Genomic DNA, 25,214 nt, shown 5'->3' with positions numbered 1-25,214 from the left:
TTGGCAACCCTGGATTGGCGGGAGTTCGGCAAGTCGTTTTTTGCCTTGCCTATGTAAACAGCATCGCTGTAAACGGTATTCATCTCGCGTCTTGGCCCTGTAAGCCCTGTGAATAGGCGCTAGACTAGGCGCCTTGGGGGCATACAGCCATTTCGATTTTCCAGCTTTTTCGATAAGCATTACTTATGGATTTTAAGCAACTGCGTTATTTCGTCGCGGTGTACGAAGAAGGCCATGTCGGCCGGGCCGCAGAGCGCTTGTCGATCTCCCAGCCGGCGCTGTCACAGCAGATCCGCCAGTTGGAGCAGCACCTCGATGTAAGCCTGTTCGAACGCAGCAGCAAACGCCTGTTGCCGACCCTGGCTGCCCACACCTTGTACAACCACGCCTTGCCGTTGCTCGACGGTATGCAGCAAGCCGTCGAGGCGCTGCGCCACTTCAAAGGCCAGGCGCTAAGGACCCTGGCCATCGGTGTGCTGCAAACCGTGCATACCAGCCTGGTCCCGCAGATGCTGGAACGGGTACGCAAGGCCCAGCCACATCTGGTGGTGCAGATCTATGAACTGACGGGCCTGGAGATCGAACGTCGCCTGCTCAATGGCTCGCTGGACATTGGCATCAGCTACCTGCCGGCCCGCCAACCCGGCTTGCACGGCGTGTTGCTGTATGAAGATGAACTGAAAGTAGTCATCCCAGCCGACCATCCTCTGCGTGAATTCAAGAAGGTTTCCCTCAAGCAAGCTGCGGAATTGCCCATGCTGTTGCTGGGTGAAGAATTCCAGATCAGGCAAATCTGGCAGGCGCAACTGGCAAACCTGGGGCGCCGGCCACAGGTCCAGGCTGAACTGAACACCATGGTGGGGATTCTCGACAGCCTGCCCCATACCCGGTTGGCGACGGTACTGCCCGGTCGATCACAGGATGAACACAGCAGCCAGGCGCTATTGTGGAAGCCCTTGAGTGAGCCACGGGTGCCGCTGAAAGTGGGTTTGGTGTGTCGGGATGTGCAACGTCAGCAAGCGACGCTGGAATTGCTGCGCACCTTGCTCGAAGACGTAATGAATGGTCCCCATGGGCCGACGGCCACGGTAGACGGGCTGGCCTGAACTTTTTCGCGGGCAATAAGAAAACCCCGCCGAAGCGGGGCTTTGCAGACTGTTTCCCTGACATCCATTTCACTCCGCCATCCTGGCAGAATCCTACGTGTCCCTGTTGTTGCTTTGCGCTTCCTGCGCGACGTCCATGTGAAGTAGATTAGCTGTGGATCCAATCTGGCGATAGAGGACGATTAGCAGCACGTCATGTAAGAGAATGCTTACACGCCCTCCTCGATTTAGAACTGCGCCTCGTCCAGCAGGAACAGCGATTCACTGCCAGCCTTGACCGAGGCGCTCAGGGAGTGAATACGCGGCAGCAGGCGAGCAAAATAGAAGCGCGCCGTCCCCAATTTGCTGGCGTAGAAGTCTTCCTCGTTCTCTTTGCCCAAGGCAGCCTTGGCCATCAACGCCCACATATAGGCATAGGCCATGTAGCCAAAGGCATGCAGATACTCCACCGAGGCCGCGCCGATTTCATTGGGGTTGGTCTTGGCGCGATCCAGCACCCAGGCAGTCAAGGTGTCGAGTTCGTCCACCGCAGCGCTCAGGGGCTGGGTGAACTCGGCCAGGTCGCTGCTGGCAGTGGCGATGAAATGGCGGATTTCATCGGCAAACAGGGTGTAGAACGCCCCGCCGCTGCCAACGATCTTGCGCCCCATCAAGTCCAGCGCCTGGATGCCATTGGTGCCTTCGTAGATCTGGGTGATGCGCACATCACGCACCAATTGCTCCTGGCCCCACTCACGAATGTAGCCATGACCGCCGAAGATCTGCTGGCCGTGCACGGTAGTTTCCAGGCCCAGGTCGGTGAGGAATGCCTTGGATACCGGGGTCAGCAGCGCCACCAGGTCATCCGCGCGCTTGCGGGTCGCGGCGTCTTCGCTGAACTTGGCGGTGTCCAGTTGCATCGCCACATAAGTGGAAAACGCCCGGCCGCCTTCGTTCGCCGCCTTCATGGTCAGCAACATGCGCCGCACGTCTGGGTGGTTGATGATCGGGTCGGCGATCTTGTCCTTGGCCTTGGGGCCCGTCGGCGAGCGGCTTTGCAGACGGTCACGGGCGTATTCGACAGCGTTCTGGTAAGAGCGCTCGCCGGTCGCCAGCCCCTGGATGCCGACACCCAGACGCTCGTAGTTCATCATGGTGAACATCGCCGCCAGGCCACGGTTCGGCTCGCCGACCAGATAGCCAACGGCGTCGTCGAAGTTCATCACACAAGTGGCGGAGGCCTGGATGCCCATCTTGTGTTCGATCGAACCACAGGTCACCGGGTTGCGTGCGCCCAGGCTGCCATCGGCATTGACCATAAACTTGGGCACCAGGAACAGCGAGATACCCTTGGGACCCGCTGGAGCGTCCGGCAACTTGGCCAGCACCAGGTGGATGATGTTTTCGGTGAGGTCGTGCTCGCCACCGGTGATAAAGATCTTGGTCCCGCTGACCTTGTAGGAACCGTCCGCCTGGGGCTCGGCCTTGGTACGAATAATCCCCAGATCGGTACCGGCATGGGGCTCGGTCAGGCACATGGAACCGGCCCACACGCCCGCGTACATGTTCGGCAGGTAAGTGGCTTTGAGTTCGTCGCTAGCGTGGGTGTTGATCGACACGCAGGCGCCGGACGTCAGCATCGGATACAGGCCAAACGCCAGGCCCGAGGAGTTGATCATTTCTTCGACCTGGGCCGACACTGCCTTGGGCATGCCCATGCCACCGTAGGCAGGATCGCCACCCACGCCCACCCAGCCGCCTTCGGCATAGGTCTTGTAGGCTTCGGGGAATCCGGCCGGAGTGGTGACCACGCCATTGTCCCAGCGGCAACCTTCCTCGTCGCCGCTGCGGCTCAACGGGGCGATGGTCTTGGCGGTTACTTTGCCGGCTTCTTCAAGAATCGCCTCGACGGTTTCAGCATCCACGGTCTCGGCCAGGGCCGGCAATTGCGCCCACAGCTTGGCAACCTCGAATACTTCGTTGAGGACGAAGCGCATATCGCGCAGCGGCGCTTTGTAGTCAGCCATGGCAAACCTCATGAGAACGTTAAAAGTGATTCGGTAGGATCGGTTTCACAGACCCGGAGTGTAACCGAACAACTTTTGTGACACATAGGGTCCGCTTGTGACCAATTGGTATTTAACAGTCACAACCCACCCTCATAAAGCGAACAACTCGGCAGGCAAGCTCATCAGGCAATCACTGCCCGCCTCCACCGCCGCACGATGGGCGCTGGTGCGCGGCAGCAGACGCTTGAAGTAAAACTCGCAGGTAGCCAACTTGCCACGGGCGTAGTCCGCATCGCCTTGGCCTGCATCCAACTGCGCCTGGGCCACCAGCGCCATGCGCAGCCACAGGTAGGCATGGATGATGTAACCGCTGTACATCAAGTAATCCAGGGCCGCCGCGCCGACTTCATCGGGATTTTTCATCGCGGCCATGCCGACTTTGGTCGTCAACTCGCCCCATTGTTGGTTCAGCTCATTGAGCTGCGCGACCTGGGTCTTGAGTTGCGGGTGTTCGGCATTCGCCACGCAAAACTTATGCACGATTTTGGTGAAGCCGCGCAGCAACTTGCCCTGGCTGCCCAACACTTTGCGCCCCAGCAGATCCAGGGCCTGGATACCATTGGTGCCTTCATAGATCGGCGCGATCCGGCAGTCGCGCACCAACTGTTCCATGCCCCACTCGCGGATAAAACCGTGGCCACCAAACACCTGCATACCGTGGTTGGTCACCTCCAGCCCGGTTTCGGTCATAAAGGCTTTGCAGATCGGCGTAAGGAACGCCAACAGGTCCTCGGCCTGCTGGCGCTGCTGCGGGTCATCGCTCTGGTGCGCGGTGTCCAGCAGTTGCGCGGTGAAGTAAGTCAGGGCGCGGTTGCCTTCGTTGAAGGCTTTCATGGTCAGCAACATGCGCCGTACATCGGGATGCACGATGATCGGGTCTGCCGGTTTATCCGGGGCCTTGGCGCCGGTCAGGGCGCGCATCTGCAAACGGTCATTGGCGTACTGGATCGCGCCCTGGAAGCTCGCCTCACCCAGGCACAACCCCTGCATGCCCGTGCCCAGGCGCGCATGGTTCATCATGGTGAACATGCAGTTCAGGCCCTTGTTCGCCTCGCCAATCAGATAGCCCTCGGCAGCATCGAAGTTCAGCACGCAGGTGGCCGAGGCCTTGATCCCCATCTTGTGCTCGATGGAACCGCAACTGACCCCATTTCGTGCGCCGGAATCGGCGAGGAACTTGGGCACGATAAACAGCGAAATACCCTTAGTGCCAGCAGGCGCGTCCGGCAACTTGGCCAACACCAGGTGGATGATGTTTTCGCTCATATCGTGTTCACCGGCGGAGATGAAAATCTTGCTGCCGGTCACCGCGTAACTGCCGTTGGCCTGGGGCACGGCACGGGTCTTGATGATGCCAAGGTCGGTGCCACAGTGGGCTTCGGTCAGGCACATGGTGCCTGTCCACTGCCCGGCGGTGAGCTTGGTCAGGTAAGTGTCTTTCTGCTCTTGGGTGCCGTGGGCGTGGATCGCTGACATGGCGCCGTGGGTCAGGCCAGGGTACATGCCCCAGGAGGTGTTGCTGGAGCCAATCATCTCGCTGAGCACCAAGCCCAGGGACGATGGTAGGCCTTGACCGCCGTAGGCCGGATCCGCCGCCAGGCCGTGCCAGCCGCCTTCGACGTACTGCGCGAAGGCTTCCTTGAAGCCTTTGGGTGTGGTCACCACGCCATTATCAAAATGGCAGCCCTCTTCATCACCCGGACGATTCAACGGTGCCAGCACGTTTTCGCAGAACCTGGCGCCTTCTTCGAGGATCGCGCTGACCATGTCCGGGCTGGCCTCGGTGGCGCCCAGGGCCGCGTAGTGAGCAGGGAAATCAAACACATGATCGATCAGAAAGCGCATGTCGCGCAGGGGAGCTTTATAGGCAGGCATGGTGATGTCTCCGGCGGCAGATGGCTTCAAGCTACTGCCGCCGCCGGCCCCGGACAATCACTGTACAGGCGCTGAATACACCACCATCACTCAACCGGCAGCGCCCTGCATGCGCACCGCACCACGGCGGTTCTGGCCGGCTGCCACCACGCAGTTACGCCCGGCCCCCTTGGCGTTGTACAGCGCTTGGTCGGCGGACTTGAGTACTTCTTCCGGGGTGCGCTGCTCGACCTGGCGCTCGGCGACGCCGATGCTCACGGTCACCGACACACTGGACGCCCCCGAACCCGAACGGCGCTGGCGCCCTTGATAATCGTCCTGGGGGCGGCTGTCCGGGTTACGCAACTTGATGTGGTAATTGGCAATGATCTCGCGGATTTCTTCCAAGTGCGGCAGGCATTCATCCAGGGTCTTGCCGGCAAATACCACGGCAAACTCTTCGCCGCCATACCGATAGGCCCGACCACCGCCACTGACTTTCGACAACTTGCTGGCCACCAGCCGCAGCACCTGGTCGCCGACGTCGTGACCGTGGGTGTCGTTGAAGCGCTTGAAGTGGTCGACGTCGCTCATCGCCAGCACATAGTTGCGCCCCAGGCGCTGCATGCGCTCGTTGAGGGCGCGACGCCCCGGCAGGCCGGTGAGCTCATCGCGAAAAGCCATTTGATAGGCCTCATGGGACACACCCGCGGCGATCATCAACATCACCTGGCTGCACATGATGTTCAGGGTGAACGGCAGGATGAAGGTCTGCGGCAACATCCAGAACATCCCCAGCAACCCCACCAACTGCGCGGCATGCAACGGCCGCGGCTCACGCCAGTACTGGGATGCCAGGGCGACAAAGCCCAACAGAAACATCGGATACGAGAGTTGGATCAAGCTCATCCACGCACCATGCAACGCCGGCCAGCGAATCTCCGCCAGCCAGTTGAGCAACGGTCCCGGGTAACTTTGCTCCAGGCCCAACGCAACGCTGCCTACGGCGAGCAGCACCGCGCAGCGTGCAATAAAGTCGCGGAACAGGTGAGTTTTTTCCTGCCAAAGGGCATAGATGCTGAACAGCATCGGCAAGAGCAGGCACACCAGATGGAACACCACGGCGGCGTCTTCGCGCACGCGGCCATGGTCGCGATAGAAATCGGTCTGGGTATCCAGAAGAAAGTAAGCGACGTACACCGTGACCATCAGGAACAGCTCACGCTGGCGGCGGTACACCGCGCAATAAGCGCCGCCCAGCAGCAACACCAGGGTCGGCAGCACATTGAACAGCGAGGTGAAGAAGACGTTGAGGTCCTTGACGTAAGCAGCCGACAACCCCGCCAGCAATAACAGCAACGACGGTAGGAAATGACTGAAACGTACAGCAGACGCGCGCGACAAGGGTAAAGCTCCGACCCGCAAAAAAGATGGCACAGTGCCTTCACTGTTCACAGTTAAGCACACTCAATGTGACCTGTATCACATTGCCATCACTGTAACGGCAGCAACGGGCAATCCCTGAGCGCGCCACTCAGGTTTTTTCACCGCCCACAAAAAAGCCGCCGCTCCCGAAAGAGCGGCGGCCTTGTAGTGAACCCGCCGGGGCTTAGTAGCCCAGGTCGAAGTTCTCTTCTTTCATGTCCATCAGGTTGTTGGCACCCGACAGCATGGTGGCGACGTGGGTACGGGTACGCGGCAGGATACGCTGGAAGTAGAAGCGCGCAGTCTGCAGCTTGGCAGTGTAGAAGCCTTCTTCGCTGGTGCCGGCAGCCAGTTTTTCGGCAGCCAGGCGCGCCATGTCGGCCCAGAAGTAAGCCAGGCAGGCATAACCGGAGTACATCAGGTAGTCCACGGAGGCGGCACCGACTTCTTCACGGTCCTTCATGGCAGCCATGCCGACCTTCATGGTCAACTCGCCCCATTCCTTGTTCAGTGCAGCCAACGGCGCGACGAACTCGCTGACCGCTGCGTTGCCTTCGTTGGCCTGGCAGAACTTGTGCACGATCTTGGTGAAGCCCTTGAGCGCTTCGCCTTGAGTCATCAGCACTTTACGACCGAGCAGGTCCAGGGCCTGGATGCCGGTGGTGCCTTCGTACAACATCGAGATGCGGCTGTCGCGAACGTTCTGCTCCATGCCCCACTCGGCGATGAAGCCGTGGCCGCCGTAGATCTGTACGCCATGGTTAGCAGATTCAAAACCGACTTCGGTCATGAATGCCTTGGCGATCGGGGTCATGAAGGCCAGCAGCGCGTCAGCCTGTTTCTTGGCTTCGTCGTCGGTGCCGTACTTAACGATGTCCACTTGCTTGGCGGTGAAGTACACCATCGCACGGTTGCCTTCGGCGAAGGCTTTCATGGTCAGCAGCATGCGGCGTACATCGGGGTGCACGATGATCGGGTCAGCGGCCTTGTCCGGCGCTTTCGGGCCAGTCAGGGAACGCATTTGCAGGCGGTCACGAGCGTATTTGAGGCCACCCTGGAAACCGATCTCGGCGTGAGACAGACCTTGCAGCGCAGTGCCCAGGCGAGCGGTGTTCATAAAGGTGAACATGCAGTTCAGGCCTTTGTTCGCCGGGCCGATCAGGTAACCGGTGGCCGCGTCGAAGTTCATCACGCAGGTAGCGTTGCCGTGGATGCCCATCTTGTGTTCCAGGGAGCCACAAGACACCGCGTTGCGCTCACCCACCGAACCATCGGCGTTGGGCAGGAACTTAGGCACGATAAACAGCGAAATGCCTTTGGTGCCAGCCGGAGCATCCGGCAGGCGGGCCAGTACGATGTGGACGATGTTGTCGGCCATGTCGTGTTCACCGGCCGAGATGAAGATCTTGGTACCGGAGACTTTGTAGGAACCGTCGGCCTGAGGTTCGGCCTTGGTGCGCAACATGCCCAGGTCGGTACCGCAGTGTGGCTCAGTGAGGCACATGGTGCCGGTCCACTCGCCCGAGACCAATTTGGTCAGGTAGGCGTCCTGCTGCTCAGGGGTACCGTGCTCGGAAATGGTGTTCATCGCGCCATGGGACAGGCCTGGGTACATGCCCCACGACCAGTTGGCTTCACCGACCATCTCGCTGACGGCCAGGCCCAGGGATTCCGGCAGGCCTTGGCCGCCGTGCGCCACGTCGTGGGCCAGGCTCGGCCAGCCGCCTTCGACGAATTGCTTGTAGGCTTCTTTGAAACCAGTAGGGGTTTTAACGCCTGACTCGCTCCAGGTGCACCCTTCGATGTCACCGACGCGGTTCAACGGGGCCAGCACTTGCTCACAAAACTTGGCGCCTTCTTCGAGAATGGCGTCAACCATGTCTGGAGTAGCGTCCTGGCAAGCCGGCAGGCTCTGATAGTGCGCTTCGTAGCCGAGCAGTTCGTCACGAACGAAGCGAATATCACGCAAGGGGGCCTTGTAGTCAGGCATAGCGATAAACCTCTGCTGATGTATCTGGAATGAACAACCGCGTGGATTTGTTGTAGCGGTCAAACAGTTGTTTGAAACATACGTTTACGCCCTATCCTTGTCAAGCGCCCCGCAGATGCCGTTTGTCATGACGCAGGTCAACGTCACGCACGACAAGGCCTGCAGCGTGATGCCACATGACCGGTCAAAGATTGGAAGATAGGTGTGTTGAAGAAATCGGGGGTAGCAAGAGGCTTGTCGTGGCGAGGGGGCTTGTCCCCCGTTGGGCTGCAAAGCAGCCCCAATAAGACACACCGAGACTTATCACATACACCGAGGTGGCAGGTTTTGGGGCCGCTTCGCAGCCCAACGGGGGACAAGCCCCCTCGCCACAATGAGCCCGCCGGATCAGGCGTAGGTGTCGATCAACGTGCCGAGCATTTCGTCGGAAGCCTTGGCGACTTTCGCGCCCAGCTCCACCTGGAACTTGCCTTCGGCCAGTTCCAGCATATTGCTCGCCGAGTCGGTCGGCTGGCCGCGGTTGACTGCCTGCAAGCGGTCATTCTGGGCGTCCGAAGGCTGGCTGGTGGCAGCACTGGCGATTTTGCCGGCGGCCTGGTCGACGCGGTTCTGACCGGCCTGAATAGTGCTCAGGCCTGAATAAAACGCACTGCTTCCAGAGATTTCCATGGCGTAAACCTGCCTTGCAATAAATCGTGAACCCTTATTGAAGCAGACAATCTGGCAAAAGGCCCGTCAATAACACTAATGGCATAATGCCTTATCCCTAGGAAAAACTAATCGAGCAAGTCCAACTGCAGGTACTCGGCCACCGCTTCGGCCGTGGGCTGCTTGAGCCGTGGCACGCGGCCCAGGCACGGTGCCGGCAGGCGTTCGGCCAAGGTGGCAAGGTTTTCTTCCAGACGGGAGGTCTTCGGGTCGATGATATTGGCCACCCATCCCACCAGCGGCAAACCGTCCCGGGCGATGGCTTCGGCGCTGAGCAGCGCATGATTGATACACCCCAGGCGCACACCCACCACCAGGATCACCGGTAACTGCAAGGCCTTGGCCAGATCCGACAGGTTGTCCTGATCGGCCAGTGGCACGCGCCAGCCACCAGCGCCTTCGATCAGGGTGAAGTCCGCTTGTTTGTCGAGGATGTGCTGCATCGGCTTGAGCAGGGCTTGCACGGTCAGCGCCACACCGGCTTCGCGGGCCGCCAGGTGCGGCGCGATGGCGGGCTCAAAGGCCAGCGGATTGACTTCGGCATAGGCCAGCGGCAACGAGCACTCCGCCAGCAAGGCCAGGGCATCGGCGTTGCGCAAGCCCCGTGGGGTCACTTCGCAGCCCGAGGCCACTGGTTTGCCGGCAGCGGTGCTCTTGCCTGCCTGTCGAGCCGCATGCAACAGGCCCGCGGCGACAGTAGTCTTGCCGACATCAGTGTCGGTGCCCGTGATGAAATAGGCAGCGCTCATAAGGGTTTCTCCAATACGGCGTACACGACTTGATAGGTTGCTGGCAGGCCCTGGACTTGGCGCAACTGCTCGTAGGCCTGCACCAATGCAACAATCCGCGCGCGGCCTGTCAAGCCACCTGGGCGCCCCGGATTGATATTGTGGGCCCCCAATGCTTTCAGTTCGTGGGTCAGGCTGCGTACATCCGGGTAATGCAGCACGTGGGGGCGCTGCTCCAGGCTCACCACGCGCAAGCCACTGGCCGCACACTGCTGTTGGTACGTGCTGAACGGGCGAAAACGGTTGACGTGAACCATGGTGTCGGCCGCCCGCCAACTGTCGCGCAACTCATCCAGGGTGCCGACGCACAGGCTGGCAAACGCCAGCACGCCACCGGGCTGCAACACCCGCTGGGCCTCACGGAGCACCGCCATGAAGTCAGCACACCACTGCACCGCCAGGCTGGAGAAGATCAACTCGCAACTACCGTCCTGCAACGGCAAACGCTCGGCATCCCCGGCGATAAAGTGCTCGGCACCGCCCAAGGGCCGCGCGTGGCTGAGCATACCTTCGGCGATATCCAGCGCCAGGCCTTGGCCCTGCGGGAACGTTCTATTCAATTGGCGGCTGAAAAATCCGGTACCGCAGCCCAGATCCAGCCAGCGCCGGGGCATCAACGCCGATGGCAAGCGCCCGAGCAACTCGCCGCCCACGTCACGCTGCAACGCGGCGACACTGTCGTAACTGGCCGCCGCCTTGGAAAACGATGCCGCGACCTGGCGTTTGTCGGGCAAGGCGCCCGGCAATGGAGGATGGGACAAGTCAGTCATCGCCGCACTCATGCAAAAAAGCCTGGATCGCCCCTGCCACTCCGTGGGGGTTGTCCAGTAGGAAAGCGTGCCCGGCCTGTTCAATCAGACCGACCTCAACATCGGGCAATAACTTCAGCAGTTCAGTGGCGGCTTCACAGGGCACCAACTCATCGAGACCGGCGAACAGATGCAACTGCGGGCCACGAAAGGCCTGCAAGGCCTCGCGGGTATCCAGTTGCGCAAGCAGTTCAAGACCGCTCATCAACGCGCCGGACGGCGTTTGCGGCGCGGCGCTGATCAACAAGCGCGCCAGCCCGCGAGGGTCTTGGGCACCTTTGCCACACAACAGGCCGAAGCGCTTTAGGGTGACCTGGGAGTCGGCGTGGCAGCCGGCGAGGAATGCATCGAAGGTGTGCGCAGGCATAGCGCTAGGCCAACTATCATGGGCGACAAAACACGGATTGCTCGCCAGGGTCAGCAACCCGCAGCACCGTTCGCCACGTCGCGCCGCCAATTCAGAGGCCAGCATGCCGCCGAGGGACCAGCCGCCAAGCCAGGCGTTATCCGGCAAGGTGGCGTCGAGTTCGTCCAGCCATTCGCCGAGATCACTGGCCTCCAGCGCCGGCAACGGCTCGATGTGTACGTGCAGGTGTTCGTCCAGCCCCTGCAATGCGGCGGCCAAAGGCCCCAGGGGCGATACGCCGAGGCCCCAGCCGGGCAGCAATATCAGTCGATCACGCATGGTCGAGCTCCAGGGCGCCTAGCAAGCGGAAACACTCTTCCAATGCGCTTAACAATAGCTGCACCTGCGCCTCGCTGTGGGCCGCCGTCAATGTCACGCGCAAACGGGCGCTGCCGGCTGGCACAGTGGGTGGGCGGATGGCCTTGACCATAATCCCGCGCTCGCGCAGCATCTGTGACAGGCGCACCGCTCGAGCGCTGTCGCCAATCATGATCGGCTGGATCGGTGTGAAGCTGTCCATCAGCTCCAGACCGATCTGCTCGGCTCCCCGGCGGAACTGACGGATCAGCATGTGCAAATGCTCACGCCGCCAATGCTCACTGCGCAGCAGCTCCAGGCTCTTCAATGTGGCGCAGGCCAGCGCCGGCGGTTGGCTGGTGGTGTAGATATACGGGCGAGCGAATTGGATCAGGCTTTCGATCAGTTCCTCGCTGCCAGCAACAAACGCCCCGGCGGTACCGAAGGCCTTGCCCAGGGTGCCGACCAACACCGGCACATCCTCCTGGCCCAGGCCGAAATGCTCGACGATCCCGCCGCCCGTGGCGCCCAGCGGCCCGAAGCCATGGGCATCATCCACCATCAGCCAGGCGCCCTTGGCCCGGGTTTCGCGAGCCAGGGCCGGCAGGTCGGCGAGGTTGCCGTCCATGCTGAACACGCCGTCGGTGACTACCAGGGTATTGCCGCAAGCTCTTTCCAGACGCTTGGCCAGGCTGACCGCATCGTTGTGCAGATAGCGATTGAAACGCGCACCAGACAGCAAGCCCGCATCCAGCAGGGAGGCATGGTTGAGCCGGTCTTCGAGTACCGTATCGCCCTGCCCGACCAGCGCGGTGACGGCACCGAGATTGGCCATATAACCGGTGGTAAACAGCAGCGCACGCGGGCGCCCGGTGAACTCGGCCAGCGCCTCCTCCAATTCATGGTGTGGCGTACTGTGGCCGACGACCAAGTGCGAGGCGCCTCCACCCACGCCCCAGCGGGCAGCCCCGGCCTGCCAGGCTTCGATGACTTGCGGATGATTGGCCAGGCCCAGGTAGTCGTTATTGCAAAAGGCCAATAGCGGTTGGCCGTCCACCACCACCTGCGGCCCCTGGGGACTTTGCAGCAGCGGGCGTTGGCGGTAGAGATGTTCTGTACGGCGGGCAGCGAGGCGCGCGGCGAGATCGAATGACATGCTGGCCTCGGATTTAGCGGTTGAACTCGATCAAACATGTGGGAGCAGGCTTGCCCGCTCCCACATTTGGATGGCATTTCAATCAGACGACAGCGTTGTAGAACTGCTCGCTGCTTTTCTGCTCGACCAACGCCTGCTCAATCGCCGCTTGGTGAACTTCATCGGCATGCTCTTCACGGGCTTGCGGCAGGATGCCCAGGCGCGAGAACAGCTGCATGTCCTTGTCGGCCTGTGGGTTGGCGGTGGTCAGCAGTTTGTCGCCGTAGAAAATCGAGTTGGCGCCGGCAAAGAACGCCAAGGCCTGCATCTGGTCGTTCATCGCCTCGCGGCCGGCTGACAGGCGCACATGGGATTGCGGCATCAGGATGCGTGCCACGGCGAGCATGCGGATAAAGTCGAACGGGTCGATATCCTCGACATTCTCCAGGGGGGTACCCGCCACCTTGACCAACATGTTGATCGGCACCGACTCAGGATGCTCCGGCAGGTTGGCCAACTGGATCAGCAGGTTGGCGCGGTCGTCGAGGGACTCGCCCATGCCGAGGATGCCGCCCGAGCAGATCTTCATCCCCGAATCACGCACATACGCCAGGGTTTGCAGGCGTTCGCTGTAGGTGCGGGTGGTGATGATCGAGCCGTAGAACTCCGGCGACGTGTCCAGGTTGTGGTTGTAGTAGTCCAGGCCGGCCTGGGCCAGCGCCTCAGTCTGCTCCTGGTCCAGACGACCAAGGGTCATGCAGGTTTCCAGGCCCAAGGCTTTCACGCCTTTGACCATCTGCAAGACATAAGGCATGTCTTTGGCCGACGGGTGCTTCCAGGCGGCGCCCATGCAGAAACGGGTCGAACCGATGGCCTTGGCGCGTGCAGCCTCTTCGAGGACCTTCTGCACTTCCATCAGCTTCTCTTTTTCCAGGCCGGTGTTGTAGTGGCCCGACTGCGGACAATATTTGCAATCTTCCGGACAGGCGCCAGTCTTGATCGACAACAAGGTAGACACCTGCACCCGATTGGCATCGAAATGCGCGCGGTGCACGGTCTGCGCCTGGAACAACAGGTCATTGAACGGCTGGACGAACAGGGCTTTGACTTCGGCCAAAGACCAGTCGTGACGCAAGGTGGCAGTGAGGCTGGCGCTCATGGGCGATTCCTTGTTTATGCTTGGGCAAGCGCTGTGGGAGGGCAATACCCACAGGCACGACACGGATGCCCGGCATATTTAAGGAAGATTCATGCACTGTCAACCTGACTACAAACACAAGGTTTACATCTGGTTAAAAAGCAACCAAACCTGTCTAATCTGCGATGAGCCGACTGATTCGCCGTCTACGGTGTGCAACGTCTGCGAAATCGAGCTGCCGTGGCTGACCGACTGCTGCCAAGTGTGTGCCCTGCCGTTGCCAATGAGCGGGCTGGTCTGTGGCCAATGCCAGCAGTCACCGCCTGCGTTTAAACAGGTCGCGGCGCCCTGGACCTATGGTTTTCCGGTGGACAGCCTGATCAATCGCTTCAAGCACCAGGGTAAATGGCCCCTGGGGCATCTGCTGGCAAGCCTGCTGGGGCAATGCCTGCAAGACCGCTTCGACAACGCCGAACTGGCACGCCCCGACCGCTTGCTTGCAGTGCCGATGGCCGCCAAACGCCTGCGCCAACGCGGCTACAACCAGGCCGCCATGCTCGCCCGCTGGCTGAGCCGGGACCTCGACCTGCCCGTGGATGAACAACTGCTGCTGCGCCCCCACGACACCATCGCCCAACAGCAACTGGACGCCAGGCAACGCCAGCGCAACCTGCTCAAGGCCTTTGCCCTGGCCCCGGGTGCGCAGGTACAGGGCCAGCACCTGGCGCTGGTGGACGACGTACTGACCACCGGCGCCACCGCCCACAGCCTGGCCCGCCTGCTGATAGATGCCGGCGCGCGCCAGGTCGATGTGTACTGCCTGGCGCGCACGCCCAAGCCCGGCACATGACTTGACTCTGGCGGCGCCTGCCCGCAACGTCCCGGGTATTCCAAGCCAGTGTGCAGCCGTTCGCCATGCCTTTACCGTCTCTGTTGAGCCAACATATCGTCCGTCGCCCCCAGCGTATCGCCTTGCTACAACATATCGCCGAGCAGGGCTCCATCACCCGTGCCGCGAAAAGCGCCGGCTTGAGCTACAAGGCCGCGTGGGATGCCATCGATGAACTGAACAACCTGGCGCAAAAGCCTCTGGTTGAACGCAGCGTCGGCGGCAAAGGCGGCGGCGGTGCGCGGCTCTCGGCAGAAGGTGAACGGGTGTTGCGCCTGTATCAGCGCCTGCAGACCCTGCAGGCCCAGGTGCTGGAGGGCGCCGAAGACGCCAGCGACTTCAACCTGCTGGGCCGCCTGATGCTGCGCACCAGCGCGCGTAACCAATTGCACGGTCAAGTGATCGGCATCGACAGCCATGGCCGCAATGATCGGGTGCGACTGGAACTGGCCGGCAGCTTGACCCTCGATGCGCAGATCACCCATGACAGCACCCTGCGCCTGGAACTGGAAATCGGCACTGAGGTAGTAGCGTTGATCAAGGCCGGCTGGCTGGAGCTGATCGCGGCTGACCAAGCGCCGACGCTTGGATTTAACTGCATGGGCGGCGTGGTCGAGGCCATTCTTGATGCCGATGATGGCCCCAGTGAAGTGCGCATCGCCTTGCCCAGCGGCCTGGTGCTGTGTGCGCTGGCGGCGCCCGAGCAGCTCAAGGCGCTGGGGGCGGGTGAAGGCACGCTGGTTCAGGTGCAGTTTGCGCCGAGCAATGTGCTGTTGGGCACGCCGGTTTAGGTGATCTTTAGGGCCTCATCGCGGCATAGGCATCTACACAACGTTCAGACACTGACGCCCCCCCTGTGGCGAGCGGGCTTGCCCCGCGTTGGGCTGCGAAGCAGCCCCAAAACCAGCCGCTACGGATTATCTGATACACCGCATTCGGCTGATGGGGGCTGCTTCGCAGCCCAGCGCGGGGCAAGCCCGCTCGCCACAACAACCACAACCACAACCACAACAGCACTGCCTGCTTGGATTTATGGGTTACGGCAACATTGTGTAGGTACCGATGCTCACCGCGGGCACACACACCACCTATCCAAGGCCCGGTGCGCTACCATACCCGGCCGGACGCGGCGACCTGCTGCGCGCAGGAGTTCGCATGGCCCACCCGTTTGAAACATTGACCCCCGACCTGGTTCTCGACGCTGTCGAAAGCATCGGTTTCCTCAGCGACGCCCGCGTATTGGCGCTCAATAGCTACGAAAACCGTGTCTATCAAGTCGGCATCGAAGACTCCGAGCCGCTGATCGCCAAGTTCTACCGCCCCCAGCGCTGGACCAACGAGGCGATCCTCGAAGAACACCGCTTTACCTTTGAGCTGGCCGAGTGCGAAGTCCCAGTCGTCGCGCCGATGATCCATAACGGCGAAAGCCTGTTCGAACACGCGGGCTTTCGTTTCACTCTGTTCCCGCGCCGTGGAGGCCGGGCGCCGGAGCCGGGCAATCTCGATCAGTTGTACCGCCTTGGGCAGTTGCTCGGGCGCTTGCATGCGGTGGGCGCCACCCGCCCCTTCGAACACCGCGAAGCCCTGGGGGTGAAGAACTTCGGTCATGACTCCCTGAACACCTTGCTCGAAGGCAACTTCATTCCCAAGAGCCTGCTGCCTGCCTACGAATCCGTGGCCCGCGACCTGCTCAAGCGCGTGGAGGATGTGTACAGCGCCACGCCGCACAAGAACATCCGCATGCATGGCGACTGCCACCCCGGCAACATGATGTGCCGAGACGAAATGTTCCATATCGTCGACCTCGACGACTGCCGCATGGGCCCGGCGGTGCAGGATTTATGGATGATGCTGGCCGGCGATCGCCAGGAATGCCTGGGGCAGCTGTCGGAGTTGATGGACGGCTACCAGGAATTCCACGATTTCGATCCTCGCGAACTGGCGCTGATCGAGCCTCTGCGCGCCCTGCGCCTGATGCACTACAGCGCCTGGCTGGCACGGCGTTGGGATGATCCGGCATTCCCCCACAGCTTCCCGTGGTTTGGCAGCGAGCGGTATTGGGGCGACCAGGTGCTGGCGCTGCGCGAGCAATTGTCGGCGCTCAACGAAGAACCTCTGAAGCTGTTCTAAGAAATCACCCGCGCTCATCAATGTAGGAGCGAGCTTGCTCGGGAAGATCGTTAACGATAACGCGGGAAACCTGACACCCAGCGGTGCCCTCAGGTTTTTCGCGAGCAAGCTCGCTCCTACAAAAAGCCAACCCATCGATAGACAAACTTCCTTACAATCACGGTTTTGTTAGCTGCCTATGCAAGGATTCTGCATGCAAGCCGCCAACCCGCGTCGCGGGTACATCCTGGGCCTGAGTGCCTACGTCATCTGGGGCCTGTTCCCGCTCTACTTCAAAGCCATCGCCAGCGTGCCGGCCGCCGAAATCATCGTCCACCGCGTGCTGTGGTCGGCGCTGTTCGGCGGTTTGCTGTTGCTGGTGTGGAAACACCCCGGCTGGTGGCGCGAACTGCGGGACAACCCCAAGCGCCTGGCGATCCTGGCGTTGAGCGGTTCGTTGATCGCAGGCAACTGGCTGACCTATGTATGGTCGGTCAACAGTGGCCGCATGCTCGAAGCCAGCCTGGGTTACTACATCAACCCACTGGTCAACGTGCTGCTGGGCATGCTGCTGCTCGGTGAACGCCTGCGGCGCCTGCAATGGGTCGCCGTCGGGCTGGCCGCCGTGGGGGTTGCGCAACAGGTATGGCAGGTGGGGAGTTTGCCGTGGGTGTCGCTGGTGCTGGCGTTGACCTTTGGTTTCTACGGCTTGATCCGCAAGCAGGCGCCGGTCAAGGCACTGCCGGGCCTGGTGGTGGAAACCTGGATGCTGGTGCCGATTGCCCTGGCGTGGCTGCTGCTCAACCCCACCGCCCATAGCGCCAATATGGCGTTCTGGAGCACATCCGAAGCCTGGTGGCTGGTGGCCGCAGGCCCGGTGACATTGATCCCGCTGGTATGTTTCAACGCTGCCGCGCGGCACTTGCCGTACACCACGCTCGGTTTCCTGCAGTACTTGGCGCCGACCCTGGTGCTGCTGCAGGCGGTGCTGCTGTTCGACGAACACATGAGCCCCGCCAGCCTGGTGGCGTTCGTGTTTATCTGGGCTGGGCTTGCGGTCTACAGCATCGATGCGTGGCTGAGCCTGCGCAAACGCTGATCAAATAACGTACAAAACCCTGCAAGCCACAGCCGGCTTGGCTTGCAGGGTTTCACCCCAAGGTTATCCACAACCTGATCCCCGGCGTTTGTGCACAAGCCGTTGAAATTGCTCGTTTTTTGCTCAACACGCGGCAAGCCCCGGCCGGCGTGGCCTGGCGCCGAGTCTCTACAGCTTATCCACAGGCCCATGCAAGATTTCCATGAACAACCCTGTGGATGGTTATTCCTCGCTGCGCAGCTGCAATTCCACCATCAAATCATCGGCCAGGGTTTCCAGGGCAGCCTGCAACGTGTCCAGCGCCAGGGTGGAAGGCACCGCCAGCGCGGCTTCGGCGTGAAACAACAGGTCGCTGCTCATGGGCGCCGGGCGCACGTCGGTACTCAGGCGCTCCAGGTTGACCCCTTGCTTGCTCAACAACGCGGTGATTTCACGCACGATCCCCGGCCGGTCATTGCCCACCAGGGTCATCAGGATCGGCTTGCTTGCCGACGCCTGCACGCCGCTGCTTTCACCGACCAGTACACGAATGCCATGGGTGGACAGGTCCTCCAGGGCGCTGACCAGCTCACTGCGGTTTTCCATCGGCACACTGACCCGCAGGATCCCGGCAAATTGCCCCGCCATATGGGCCATACGACTTTCCAGCCAGTTGCCACCGCGCTCGGCAATGCAGTGGGCGACACGTTCGACCACGCCGGGTTTGTCGGCGGCGATGACGGTGAGTACGAGATGGTCCATGGCAACAGTCCTCTGGTGATGAATACTCGATTATAGGCACCTGCCTGTAGGAGCGAGCTTGTCTCCGGGCGGCGTTCCGACGAAAAACTCAAGTGCGCCGCGTATATCCAGGATGCCCGCGTCATCGTTAGCGATCTTCGCGAGCAAGCTCGCTCCTACAGGGGATTTAGCTAGCCGCAAAACAAATCGTGTACCATTTTTATATTTATCTGGAACAATCCATTGGTTTTTTGAGAACATCCCATTCCCCGCTGTGACCGTACAACCAAAGTGGGTCGCTAAACGACGTATTTAGTCTAATTTTCACAACCGCAACTCATCATGTAGTATGCCTCGTCGCGCACTACATAACGTTAGGTCGATGTCTGCCCAGGCGCCGTCAGAACCCCGAACACCCTGTCAGCAAGCCTTGCGCCGTTGATTGGAACCACCCAGCCGCCGTTGATGGCATGTACTGGTACCTTGGGTTTGTGGTTTAAATGGCCAGAGGCTTCATTGGTAAATTGAAAAGCTGAAAAGCGAATTAGCTCCGCAGAGTGAGGCAAGCAATGACTGAACACGTTCAAGTCGGTGGCCTGCAGGTCGCCAAAGTCCTGTTCGACTTCGTGAACAACGAAGCCATTCCCGGTACCGGCCTGACCGCCGACCAGTTCTGGGCCGGCGCCGACAAGGTCATCCACGACCTGGCACCGAAGAACAAAGCCCTACTCGCCAAACGCGACGATTTCCAAGCGCGGATCGATGCCTGGCACCAGACCCACGCCGGCCAGGCCCACGACGCGGTGGCCTACAAAGCCTTCCTGCAAGATATTGGCTACCTGCTGCCAGAAGCAGCGGATTTCCAGGCGACCACACAAAACGTCGATGACGAAATCGCCCGCATGGCCGGCCCGCAGTTGGTGGTACCGGTGATGAATGCGCGGTTCGCCCTCAACGCCTCCAACGCCCGTTGGGGCTCGCTGTACGACGCGCTGTATGGCACCGACGCCATCAGCGAAGCCGACGGCGCCGAGAAAGGCCAGGGCTACAACAAGGTGCGCGGTGACAAGGTCATCGCCTTCGCCCGCGCCTTCCTCGACGAAGCCGCACCGCTCACCGCCGGCAGCCATGTCGACTCCACCGGCTACAAGATCGTCGACGGCAAGCTGGTGGTCAGCCTCAAGGGTGGCAGCAACAGCGGCCTGCGTAGCGACGCCCAGTTGATCGGCTACCAGGGCGATGCCGCCCAACCAATCGCCATCTTGTTGAAGCACAACGGCCTGCACTTCGAAATCCAGGTCGATGCCAGCACCCCGGTCGGTCAGACCGACGCCGCCGGCGTCAAAGACATCCTGATGGAAGCCGCGCTGACCACCATCATGGACTGCGAAGACTCCGTCGCCGCCGTCGATGCCGACGACAAAGTAGTGATCTACCGCAACTGGCTCGGCCTGATGAAGGGCGACCTGGCCGAAGAAGTGGCCAAGGGCGGCAAGACCTTTACCCGCACCATGAACGCCGACCGCACCTACACCGGTGTCGACGGCAATGCGGTGACTCTGCATGGTCGCTCGCTGCTGTTCGTGCGCAACGTTGGTCACCTGATGACCATCGACGCGATCCTCGACGCCCAGGGCAATGAAGTGCCCGAAGGCATCCTCGACGGCCTGATCACCAGCCTGGCAGCGATCCACAGCCTCAACGGTAACAACAGCCGCAAGAACAGCCGTACCGGCTCTGTGTACATCGTTAAACCGAAGATGCACGGCCCGGAAGAGGCGGCGTTCACCAACGAACTGTTCGGTCGCATCGAAGAGGTGCTGAACCTGCCGCGCAACACCCTCAAGGTCGGGATCATGGACGAGGAGCGCCGCACCACGGTCAACCTCAAGGCCTGTATCAAGGCCGCCAGCGAGCGCGTGGTGTTTATCAACACCGGCTTCCTCGACCGCACCGGCGACGAAATCCACACCTCCATGGAAGCCGGCGCGATGGTGCGCAAGGCGGCTATGAAGGCGGAAAAATGGATCGGCGCCTATGAGAACTGGAACGTCGATATCGGCTTGAGCACCGGCCTGCAAGGCCGTGCACAGATCGGTAAAGGCATGTGGGCGATGCCCGACCTGATGGCTGCCATGCTCGAGCAGAAGATCGCTCACCCGCTGGCCGGCGCCAACACCGCGTGGGTACCGTCGCCGACGGCTGCCGCACTGCACGCGCTGCATTACCACAAGGTCGATGTATTCGCCCGCCAGGCCGAACTGGCCAAGCGCGAACGCGCTTCGGTGGACGATATCCTGACCATTCCCCTGGCGCAGAATACCGACTGGTCCGAGGAAGAAATCCGCAACGAACTGGACAACAACGCCCAGGGCATCCTCGGCTACGTGGTGCGCTGGATCGATCAGGGCGTAGGTTGCTCGAAAGTGCCGGATATCAACGATGTGGGCCTGATGGAAGACCGCGCCACCCTGCGTATCTCCAGCCAGCACATCGCCAACTGGCTGCGCCATGGCGTGGTCAGCGAAGCCCAGGTCATGGAAAGCCTCAAGCGCATGGCGCCGGTGGTGGATCGGCAGAATGCCGGGGACGCGCTGTACCGTCCTTTGGCTCCGGACTTCGACAGCAATATCGCGTTCCAGGCAGCGGTGGAGTTGGTGATTGAAGGGACCAAGCAGCCCAATGGTTATACCGAGCCGGTGTTGCATCGTCGGCGGAGGGAGTTCAAGGCCAAGAATGGTTGTAACTAACGCCTTGAAATGAAAAAGCCCTGATCGCGAGGTCAGGGCTTTTTCGTACCTACTGCCCCCCATCAGCTCTGAAGATACCGGTTACACGAAGTTCTGGACTGAACCTCAGATCGAAACTACCGTCTTGCTGATATGGGTTTTCGCTCACCGTCAGACGGACAGTCGCTTCAAATGTGGAACTCTCCTTGCCCTCGCGGTCAGTGTACGCGCCACGCACTCTACTCCCCGGGAGCCATTCATGCTTGCCGGTTCCCGGATAGCTCGGGTAGTAGAGCATGACCCATTCCCCCTCACCCTCAATCCTTATTGCCATAGTGAACAACCATATTTCCGTCGCAGTGAAGACCCGTTCCACGACTCCATCTCGGTAAACCGTGACGCTAGCCGCCCCTCCGGCTTTCGCACCTTTATCTTCAGAATCAAATTCTTTAGTGGTCATAATAAACTCCTGTTCTCTGTCTAGAGCAGCACGCTCGCAAACAGTGAACATCCAGAGTTCATACTTGCCTACTGTCAGATCTGACAGTTCGGAGGAGTTGCCGATAGACGGCGGCTTTACTGCGCCATCCCCAACTCGCGCTTGACCAACTTAGCCAACTTCACGCTATCAATCGGCTTGAGCAGAAAGTCCACCACGCTCAAATGCATTGCATCGATCACGTCCGGCGCTTCGGCGTCCCCGGACATGATGATGATCGGCAATGCCGCGCGGGTGGATTCGCGCACTTGGCGGATAAGTTGCAGGCCGTTGCTGGGGGCCATCCGCAGGTCGGTGATCAGTAAGCCGATGGAAGTGCTGGACTTCAACAATTCCCACGCTGCCTCGCCACTGTCCGCCGTCATGCAGCGAATGCCGTCCAGCCCCAGGATTTCGGCCAGCAATTCCCGGGCGTCTTTATCGTCATCGACGATCAGAACCCGCTGCGGCGGTAAATCAGGCTCCAGCATCACGGCGCTCAGCGCCTCGCGCTCGGCATCACTCAAAATATCTAGGTCGGGCATAGGTCTCTCGGCAGCTTTTCACAATCTCCCAGCACAGAAGTCAGACATCGCCGGAAGGGCGAACAATGTGCACTTCGTCGGATAGTTTTCCTAGTGGGCGTTCTACGGGTCTGGACGATATTCATGTAAGGTTTTTCCTTAGTCATCGAAGGCCTTATAGCTACCTAGACTTACGTCCAATGGGCACCCGCCGCGTGGGGGTCGACCATGAGGGACGATAACGACAAAAAAACTGCGGTCATGGTTATGAGTAAAGCTGATGCTTTCACCCAGGCAGGGAAAACTGCGGTGTTGCAGAACATTCACGGCACCCTGCAATTCCTTCAACGGTTCCCGCCCTTCAACCAGATGGAAAACGCCCACCTGGCGTTTCTGGTGGAACAGTGCCAATTGCGCTTCTACGGCCCCGGCGAGAGCATTCTCAAACCGTCGGCAGGCCCGGTGGAGCACTTCTATATCGTCAAGCAGGGGCGCGTGGTCGGCCAGCGTCCGGATTCGGCCGAGACCACCTTCGAAATCGCCACCGGCGAATGCTTCCCCCTGGCCGCCCTGCTGGGAGAGCGGGCTACCCGCACCGAGCACAAGGCCGCCGAAGACACCTTCTGCCTGCAATTGAACAAGCCGGCGTTTATCAAGCTGTTTGCCCTGTCCGGGGCGTTCCGCGATTTTGCCTTGCGTGGGGTCAGCAGCCTGTTGGATCAGGTCAACCAGCAAGTCCAACAGAAAGCCGTGGAAAACCTCGGCACCCAGTATTCACTCAATACCCGCCTGGGCGAATTGGCCATGCGCCATCCGGTGACGTGCAGCCCGCTGACGCCGCTGCGTGAGGCGGTCACGTTGATGCATGAGCAGCAGGTCGGCAGCATCGTGGTGGTCGATGAACACAAGGCCCCCCTGGGGATTTTCACCCTGCGTGACCTGCGCCATGTAGTGGCCGATGGCATCAGCGACTTCAGTCAGGCCATCGAGCGCCATATGACCCAGGCGCCGTTCTTCCTCAGCCCGGATCACAGCGCCTTCGACGCGGCAATTGCCATGACCGAACGGCACATCGCCCACGTGTGCCTGGTCAAGGATCGACGCTTGTGTGGCGTGGTGTCCGAGCGTGACCTGTTTTCCCTGCAACGGGTCGACCTGGTGCACCTGGCCCGCACCATCCGCAATGCGCCACGGGTGGAAAACCTGGTGGCGCTGCGTGGCGAGATCGGTCAACTGGTAGAGCGCATGCTGGCCCATGGCGCGTCCTCGACCCAGATCACCCATATCATCACGCTGCTCAACGATCACACGGTGTGCCGGGTCATCGAACTGAGCATCGCCGACAAAGGCGACCCCGGCGTGCCGTTCAGTTGGCTGTGTTTCGGCAGCGAGGGGCGCCGCGAGCAGACTCTGCATACCGACCAGGACAACGGCATCCTGTTTGATGCACGGGACGCCGCCCATGCGGCCGAGATTCGCGGCCTGCTGTTGCCGCTGGCGCAGCAGATCAACCAGAGCCTGGCGCTGTGCGGCTTTACCCTGTGCAAGGGCAATATCATGGCCGGCAACCCCGAGCTGTGCCTGTCCCGCGCCGAGTGGGCCCGGCGCTTTGCCGCGTTTATCCGCGAGGCGACGCCGGAGAACCTGCTCAAATCCAGCATCTACTTCGACCTGCGCGTGGTATGGGGCGATGAGCAGGGCTGCGACCAGTTGCGCCAGGGCATTCTTGACCAGGTCGCAGACAACCGCTTGTTCCAACGGATGATGGCCGAGAACGCCCTGCGCCAGCGCCCGCCGGTGGGGCGCTTCCGTGATTTTGTGCTGACGCGCAAAGGCTCGGACAAGGCCACCCTGGACCTCAAGGTGCAGGGCCTGACACCGTTCGTAGACGGTGCCCGCCTGTTGGCCCTGGCCAATGGGATCGCCGCCAACAACACCCTGGAGCGCTTGCGCCAGCTGGTGGACAAAGAGGTGATCGAACGCCTGGACGGCGCAGCCTATGAAGAGGCCTACCACTTTATCCAGCAAACCCGCATGCAGCAGCACCAATTGCAGACTCGCGAGAACCAGCCGTACTCCAACCGGGTCGACCCGGACAGCCTCAACCACCTGGACCGGCGCATCCTGCGCGAGTCCCTGCGCCAGGCCCAGCGCCTGCAAAGCAGCCTCGCCCTGAGGTATCAGCTGTGAGCCTGTTCAGTTGGCTACGCCCACACCGACCGGGGCTCGATGCCCTGCAACAAGCACGCCTGCAACAACTGCCAGCCCCCGGAACACTCGGCGACAACACCTTGCGCGACCAGCGCTGGGTGGTCCTGGACCTGGAAACCAGCGGCCTGAACCTCAATCGCGATCAGGTGTTGTCGATTGGTGCAGTGGTTATCGAAGACGGTGCCATCGACTTTTCCCAGCAGTTCGAACGCACCCTGCTGCGGGCGCACACCAAACTCAGCCCCAGCGTCCTGATCCACGGCCTGGGGCCCAGTGCGATCGCCGCCGGTTGCGATCCAGCCGAGGCGTTGCTGGACTTCATGGATTTTGTCGGCGACAGCCCGCTGCTGGCGTTCCATGCACCGTTCGACCAACACATGCTCGGCCGGGCGCTCAAGGACAGCCTGGGTTATCGCCTGGCCCATCCGTTCCTCGACGTGGCAGACCTGGCGCCGCTGCTATGTCCCCAAGCGCATATTCGCGAAGCGGGCCTGGATGACTGGATCGCCCACTTCAACCTGCAAGTCGGTGAGCGCCATCACGCCAGCGCCGATGCCCTGGCCACCGCTGAGTTGATGTTGATTCTGTTCAGCCGCGCCCGCCAGCAAGGGCTGGACAGCCCCGCCGCGTTGCAGCAGCGTCTGAGCCAGTGGAAACGGCGCAAGCAAGCCCCGTCCTTCTAAACACCACAACCCGGCTCCGACCATGGGTTGTGGTGCCATCATCCGACCAACGCCAATTGCGCCGCCTC

At 61.0% G+C, this 25,214-nt stretch carries 21 protein-coding genes and 1 pseudogene; 9 read left to right on the top strand and 13 right to left on the bottom strand.

Annotation, left to right across the window (positions count from 1 at the left end):
• Nucleotides 1-185: 185 nt before the first annotated feature.
• A complete protein-coding gene (locus tag HBO09_RS20230; RefSeq protein ID WP_169997988.1) occupies nucleotides 186-1,106 on the top strand; it encodes a LysR family transcriptional regulator in 921 nt (306 codons plus the stop codon).
• A gap of 227 nt (nucleotides 1,107-1,333) precedes the next feature.
• Here the strand turns inward: HBO09_RS20230 and HBO09_RS20225 are convergent, their stop codons facing one another.
• The 10 genes from HBO09_RS20225 to bioB all read right to left on the bottom strand — a co-directional run bounded on the left by HBO09_RS20225 (nucleotide 1,334) and on the right by bioB (nucleotide 13,725).
• On the bottom strand, nucleotides 1,334-3,112 hold the full coding sequence (locus tag HBO09_RS20225) for an acyl-CoA dehydrogenase C-terminal domain-containing protein (protein ID WP_169997990.1): 1,779 nt from the start codon (nucleotides 3,110-3,112) through the stop codon (nucleotides 1,334-1,336).
• Between the two features lie 132 nt (nucleotides 3,113-3,244).
• The gene (locus tag HBO09_RS20220; RefSeq protein WP_169997992.1) at nucleotides 3,245-5,029 is read right to left on the bottom strand and encodes an acyl-CoA dehydrogenase C-terminal domain-containing protein; all 1,785 of its coding nucleotides are present in this window, start codon (nucleotides 5,027-5,029) and stop codon (nucleotides 3,245-3,247) included.
• Nucleotides 5,030-5,119: 90 nt separating this feature from the next.
• Nucleotides 5,120-6,412 (bottom strand): GGDEF domain-containing protein, encoded by a 1,293-nt coding sequence (locus tag HBO09_RS20215; RefSeq protein ID WP_169997994.1) that lies wholly within the window; start codon nucleotides 6,410-6,412, stop codon nucleotides 5,120-5,122.
• 205 nt (nucleotides 6,413-6,617) lie between these two features.
• Nucleotides 6,618-8,423: a phenylacyl-CoA dehydrogenase gene (locus tag HBO09_RS20210; protein ID WP_169997996.1), complete on the bottom strand. Its 1,806-nt coding sequence runs from the start codon at nucleotides 8,421-8,423 to the stop codon at nucleotides 6,618-6,620.
• A 387-nt stretch (nucleotides 8,424-8,810) separates the two neighbouring features.
• Nucleotides 8,811-9,092 (bottom strand): pyrroloquinoline quinone biosynthesis protein PqqE, encoded by a 282-nt coding sequence (locus HBO09_RS20205; protein WP_169997998.1) that lies wholly within the window; start codon nucleotides 9,090-9,092, stop codon nucleotides 8,811-8,813.
• Nucleotides 9,093-9,199: 107 nt separating this feature from the next.
• Nucleotides 9,200-9,880, bottom strand: a complete 681-nt coding sequence (bioD, locus tag HBO09_RS20200; protein WP_169998000.1) for a dethiobiotin synthase — start codon at nucleotides 9,878-9,880, stop codon at nucleotides 9,200-9,202.
• The gene (gene bioC, locus HBO09_RS20195; protein ID WP_169998002.1) at nucleotides 9,877-10,689 is read right to left on the bottom strand and encodes a malonyl-ACP O-methyltransferase BioC; all 813 of its coding nucleotides are present in this window, start codon (nucleotides 10,687-10,689) and stop codon (nucleotides 9,877-9,879) included. The genes bioD and bioC overlap by 4 nt, the downstream gene beginning before the upstream one ends.
• Nucleotides 10,682-11,413 (bottom strand): alpha/beta fold hydrolase, encoded by a 732-nt coding sequence (locus HBO09_RS20190; RefSeq protein WP_169998004.1) that lies wholly within the window; start codon nucleotides 11,411-11,413, stop codon nucleotides 10,682-10,684. The genes bioC and HBO09_RS20190 overlap by 8 nt, the downstream gene beginning before the upstream one ends.
• Nucleotides 11,406-12,587, bottom strand: a complete 1,182-nt coding sequence (gene bioF, locus HBO09_RS20185) for an 8-amino-7-oxononanoate synthase (protein WP_169998006.1) — start codon at nucleotides 12,585-12,587, stop codon at nucleotides 11,406-11,408. Before bioF ends, HBO09_RS20190 begins: the two co-directional genes overlap by 8 nt.
• 82 nt (nucleotides 12,588-12,669) lie before the next feature.
• Nucleotides 12,670-13,725 carry a biotin synthase BioB gene (gene bioB / locus HBO09_RS20180; protein ID WP_169998008.1) on the bottom strand — a complete coding sequence of 352 codons (1,056 nt, stop codon included), beginning with the start codon at nucleotides 13,723-13,725 and terminating at the stop codon, nucleotides 12,670-12,672.
• Between the two features lie 91 nt (nucleotides 13,726-13,816).
• Between bioB and HBO09_RS20175 the strand changes: the two genes are divergently transcribed.
• The 5 genes and pseudogenes from HBO09_RS20175 to rarD all read left to right on the top strand — a co-directional run bounded on the left by HBO09_RS20175 (nucleotide 13,817) and on the right by rarD (nucleotide 17,801).
• On the top strand, nucleotides 13,817-14,554 hold the full coding sequence (locus HBO09_RS20175; protein WP_169998010.1) for a ComF family protein: 738 nt from the start codon (nucleotides 13,817-13,819) through the stop codon (nucleotides 14,552-14,554).
• A gap of 65 nt (nucleotides 14,555-14,619) precedes the next feature.
• Nucleotides 14,620-15,384: a TOBE domain-containing protein gene (locus HBO09_RS20170; RefSeq protein WP_169998012.1), complete on the top strand. Its 765-nt coding sequence runs from the start codon at nucleotides 14,620-14,622 to the stop codon at nucleotides 15,382-15,384.
• 364 nt (nucleotides 15,385-15,748) lie between these two features.
• A complete protein-coding gene (locus HBO09_RS20165) occupies nucleotides 15,749-16,723 on the top strand; it encodes a serine/threonine protein kinase (RefSeq protein ID WP_032858595.1) in 975 nt (324 codons plus the stop codon).
• A 16-nt stretch (nucleotides 16,724-16,739) separates the two neighbouring features.
• A pseudogene (locus HBO09_RS29015) lies at nucleotides 16,740-16,844 on the top strand (outer membrane lipoprotein carrier protein LolA); the annotation flags it as partial.
• A 72-nt stretch (nucleotides 16,845-16,916) separates the two neighbouring features.
• A complete protein-coding gene (gene rarD / locus HBO09_RS20160; RefSeq protein ID WP_029296920.1) occupies nucleotides 16,917-17,801 on the top strand; it encodes an EamA family transporter RarD in 885 nt (294 codons plus the stop codon).
• Nucleotides 17,802-18,023: 222 nt separating this feature from the next.
• Here rarD and HBO09_RS20155 read toward each other — a convergent pair whose 3' ends face one another.
• Nucleotides 18,024-18,542 (bottom strand): ACT domain-containing protein, encoded by a 519-nt coding sequence (locus HBO09_RS20155; protein WP_169999435.1) that lies wholly within the window; start codon nucleotides 18,540-18,542, stop codon nucleotides 18,024-18,026.
• Between the two features lie 548 nt (nucleotides 18,543-19,090).
• Between HBO09_RS20155 and HBO09_RS20150 the strand changes: the two genes are divergently transcribed.
• A complete protein-coding gene (locus tag HBO09_RS20150) occupies nucleotides 19,091-21,271 on the top strand; it encodes a malate synthase G (RefSeq protein WP_169999436.1) in 2,181 nt (726 codons plus the stop codon).
• Between the two features lie 49 nt (nucleotides 21,272-21,320).
• On the opposite strand, the gene HBO09_RS20145 is transcribed toward HBO09_RS20150, so the two are convergent.
• Nucleotides 21,321-21,710, bottom strand: a complete 390-nt coding sequence (locus HBO09_RS20145) for a hypothetical protein (RefSeq protein ID WP_169999437.1) — start codon at nucleotides 21,708-21,710, stop codon at nucleotides 21,321-21,323.
• A 116-nt stretch (nucleotides 21,711-21,826) separates the two neighbouring features.
• Nucleotides 21,827-22,273 (bottom strand): response regulator, encoded by a 447-nt coding sequence (locus HBO09_RS20140; RefSeq protein ID WP_169999438.1) that lies wholly within the window; start codon nucleotides 22,271-22,273, stop codon nucleotides 21,827-21,829.
• A gap of 246 nt (nucleotides 22,274-22,519) precedes the next feature.
• On the opposite strand from HBO09_RS20140, the gene HBO09_RS20135 reads away from it, so the two are divergent.
• Together HBO09_RS20135 and HBO09_RS20130 are read left to right on the top strand one after the other, a co-directional pair.
• On the top strand, nucleotides 22,520-24,442 hold the full coding sequence (locus HBO09_RS20135) for a putative nucleotidyltransferase substrate binding domain-containing protein (RefSeq protein ID WP_169999439.1): 1,923 nt from the start codon (nucleotides 22,520-22,522) through the stop codon (nucleotides 24,440-24,442).
• Nucleotides 24,439-25,146 (top strand): 3'-5' exonuclease, encoded by a 708-nt coding sequence (locus HBO09_RS20130; protein ID WP_169999440.1) that lies wholly within the window; start codon nucleotides 24,439-24,441, stop codon nucleotides 25,144-25,146. The genes HBO09_RS20135 and HBO09_RS20130 overlap by 4 nt, the downstream gene beginning before the upstream one ends.
• Nucleotides 25,147-25,214 lie beyond the last annotated feature (68 nt).

It is taken from the genome of Pseudomonas sp. WS 5027, assembly GCF_012985695.1.
Taxonomy (GTDB): Bacteria; Pseudomonadota; Gammaproteobacteria; order Pseudomonadales; family Pseudomonadaceae; genus Aquipseudomonas; species Aquipseudomonas hygromyciniae.
Note: the sequence above shows the minus strand (reverse complement) of the source record. Positions and strands in the feature narration are given on the sequence as shown.

Bases quoted from the DNA above. Each gene is read 5' to 3' on its own strand.
- HBO09_RS20145 (WP_169999437.1), bottom strand. From the start codon at position 21,710: ATGACCACTAAAGAATTTGATTCTGAAGATAAAGGTGCGAAAGCCGGA.
- HBO09_RS20170 (WP_169998012.1), top strand. From the start codon at position 14,620: ATGCCTTTACCGTCTCTGTTGAGCCAACATATCGTCCGTCGCCCCCAG.
- HBO09_RS20225 (WP_169997990.1), bottom strand. From the start codon at position 3,112: ATGGCTGACTACAAAGCGCCGCTGCGCGATATGCGCTTCGTCCTCAAC.
- HBO09_RS20205 (WP_169997998.1), bottom strand. From the start codon at position 9,092: ATGGAAATCTCTGGAAGCAGTGCGTTTTATTCAGGCCTGAGCACTATT.
- HBO09_RS20230 (WP_169997988.1), top strand. From the start codon at position 186: ATGGATTTTAAGCAACTGCGTTATTTCGTCGCGGTGTACGAAGAAGGC.
- HBO09_RS20140 (WP_169999438.1), bottom strand. From the start codon at position 22,273: ATGCCCGACCTAGATATTTTGAGTGATGCCGAGCGCGAGGCGCTGAGC.
- HBO09_RS20220 (WP_169997992.1), bottom strand. From the start codon at position 5,029: ATGCCTGCCTATAAAGCTCCCCTGCGCGACATGCGCTTTCTGATCGAT.
- HBO09_RS20165 (WP_032858595.1), top strand. From the start codon at position 15,749: ATGGCCCACCCGTTTGAAACATTGACCCCCGACCTGGTTCTCGACGCT.
- bioB (WP_169998008.1), bottom strand. From the start codon at position 13,725: ATGAGCGCCAGCCTCACTGCCACCTTGCGTCACGACTGGTCTTTGGCC.
- bioD (WP_169998000.1), bottom strand. From the start codon at position 9,880: ATGAGCGCTGCCTATTTCATCACGGGCACCGACACTGATGTCGGCAAG.
- HBO09_RS20175 (WP_169998010.1), top strand. From the start codon at position 13,817: ATGCACTGTCAACCTGACTACAAACACAAGGTTTACATCTGGTTAAAA.
- bioC (WP_169998002.1), bottom strand. From the start codon at position 10,689: ATGACTGACTTGTCCCATCCTCCATTGCCGGGCGCCTTGCCCGACAAA.
- HBO09_RS20190 (WP_169998004.1), bottom strand. From the start codon at position 11,413: ATGCGTGATCGACTGATATTGCTGCCCGGCTGGGGCCTCGGCGTATCG.
- HBO09_RS20135 (WP_169999439.1), top strand. From the start codon at position 22,520: ATGAGTAAAGCTGATGCTTTCACCCAGGCAGGGAAAACTGCGGTGTTG.
- rarD (WP_029296920.1), top strand. From the start codon at position 16,917: ATGCAAGCCGCCAACCCGCGTCGCGGGTACATCCTGGGCCTGAGTGCC.
- HBO09_RS20155 (WP_169999435.1), bottom strand. From the start codon at position 18,542: ATGGACCATCTCGTACTCACCGTCATCGCCGCCGACAAACCCGGCGTG.
- bioF (WP_169998006.1), bottom strand. From the start codon at position 12,587: ATGTCATTCGATCTCGCCGCGCGCCTCGCTGCCCGCCGTACAGAACAT.
- HBO09_RS20150 (WP_169999436.1), top strand. From the start codon at position 19,091: ATGACTGAACACGTTCAAGTCGGTGGCCTGCAGGTCGCCAAAGTCCTG.
- HBO09_RS20210 (WP_169997996.1), bottom strand. From the start codon at position 8,423: ATGCCTGACTACAAGGCCCCCTTGCGTGATATTCGCTTCGTTCGTGAC.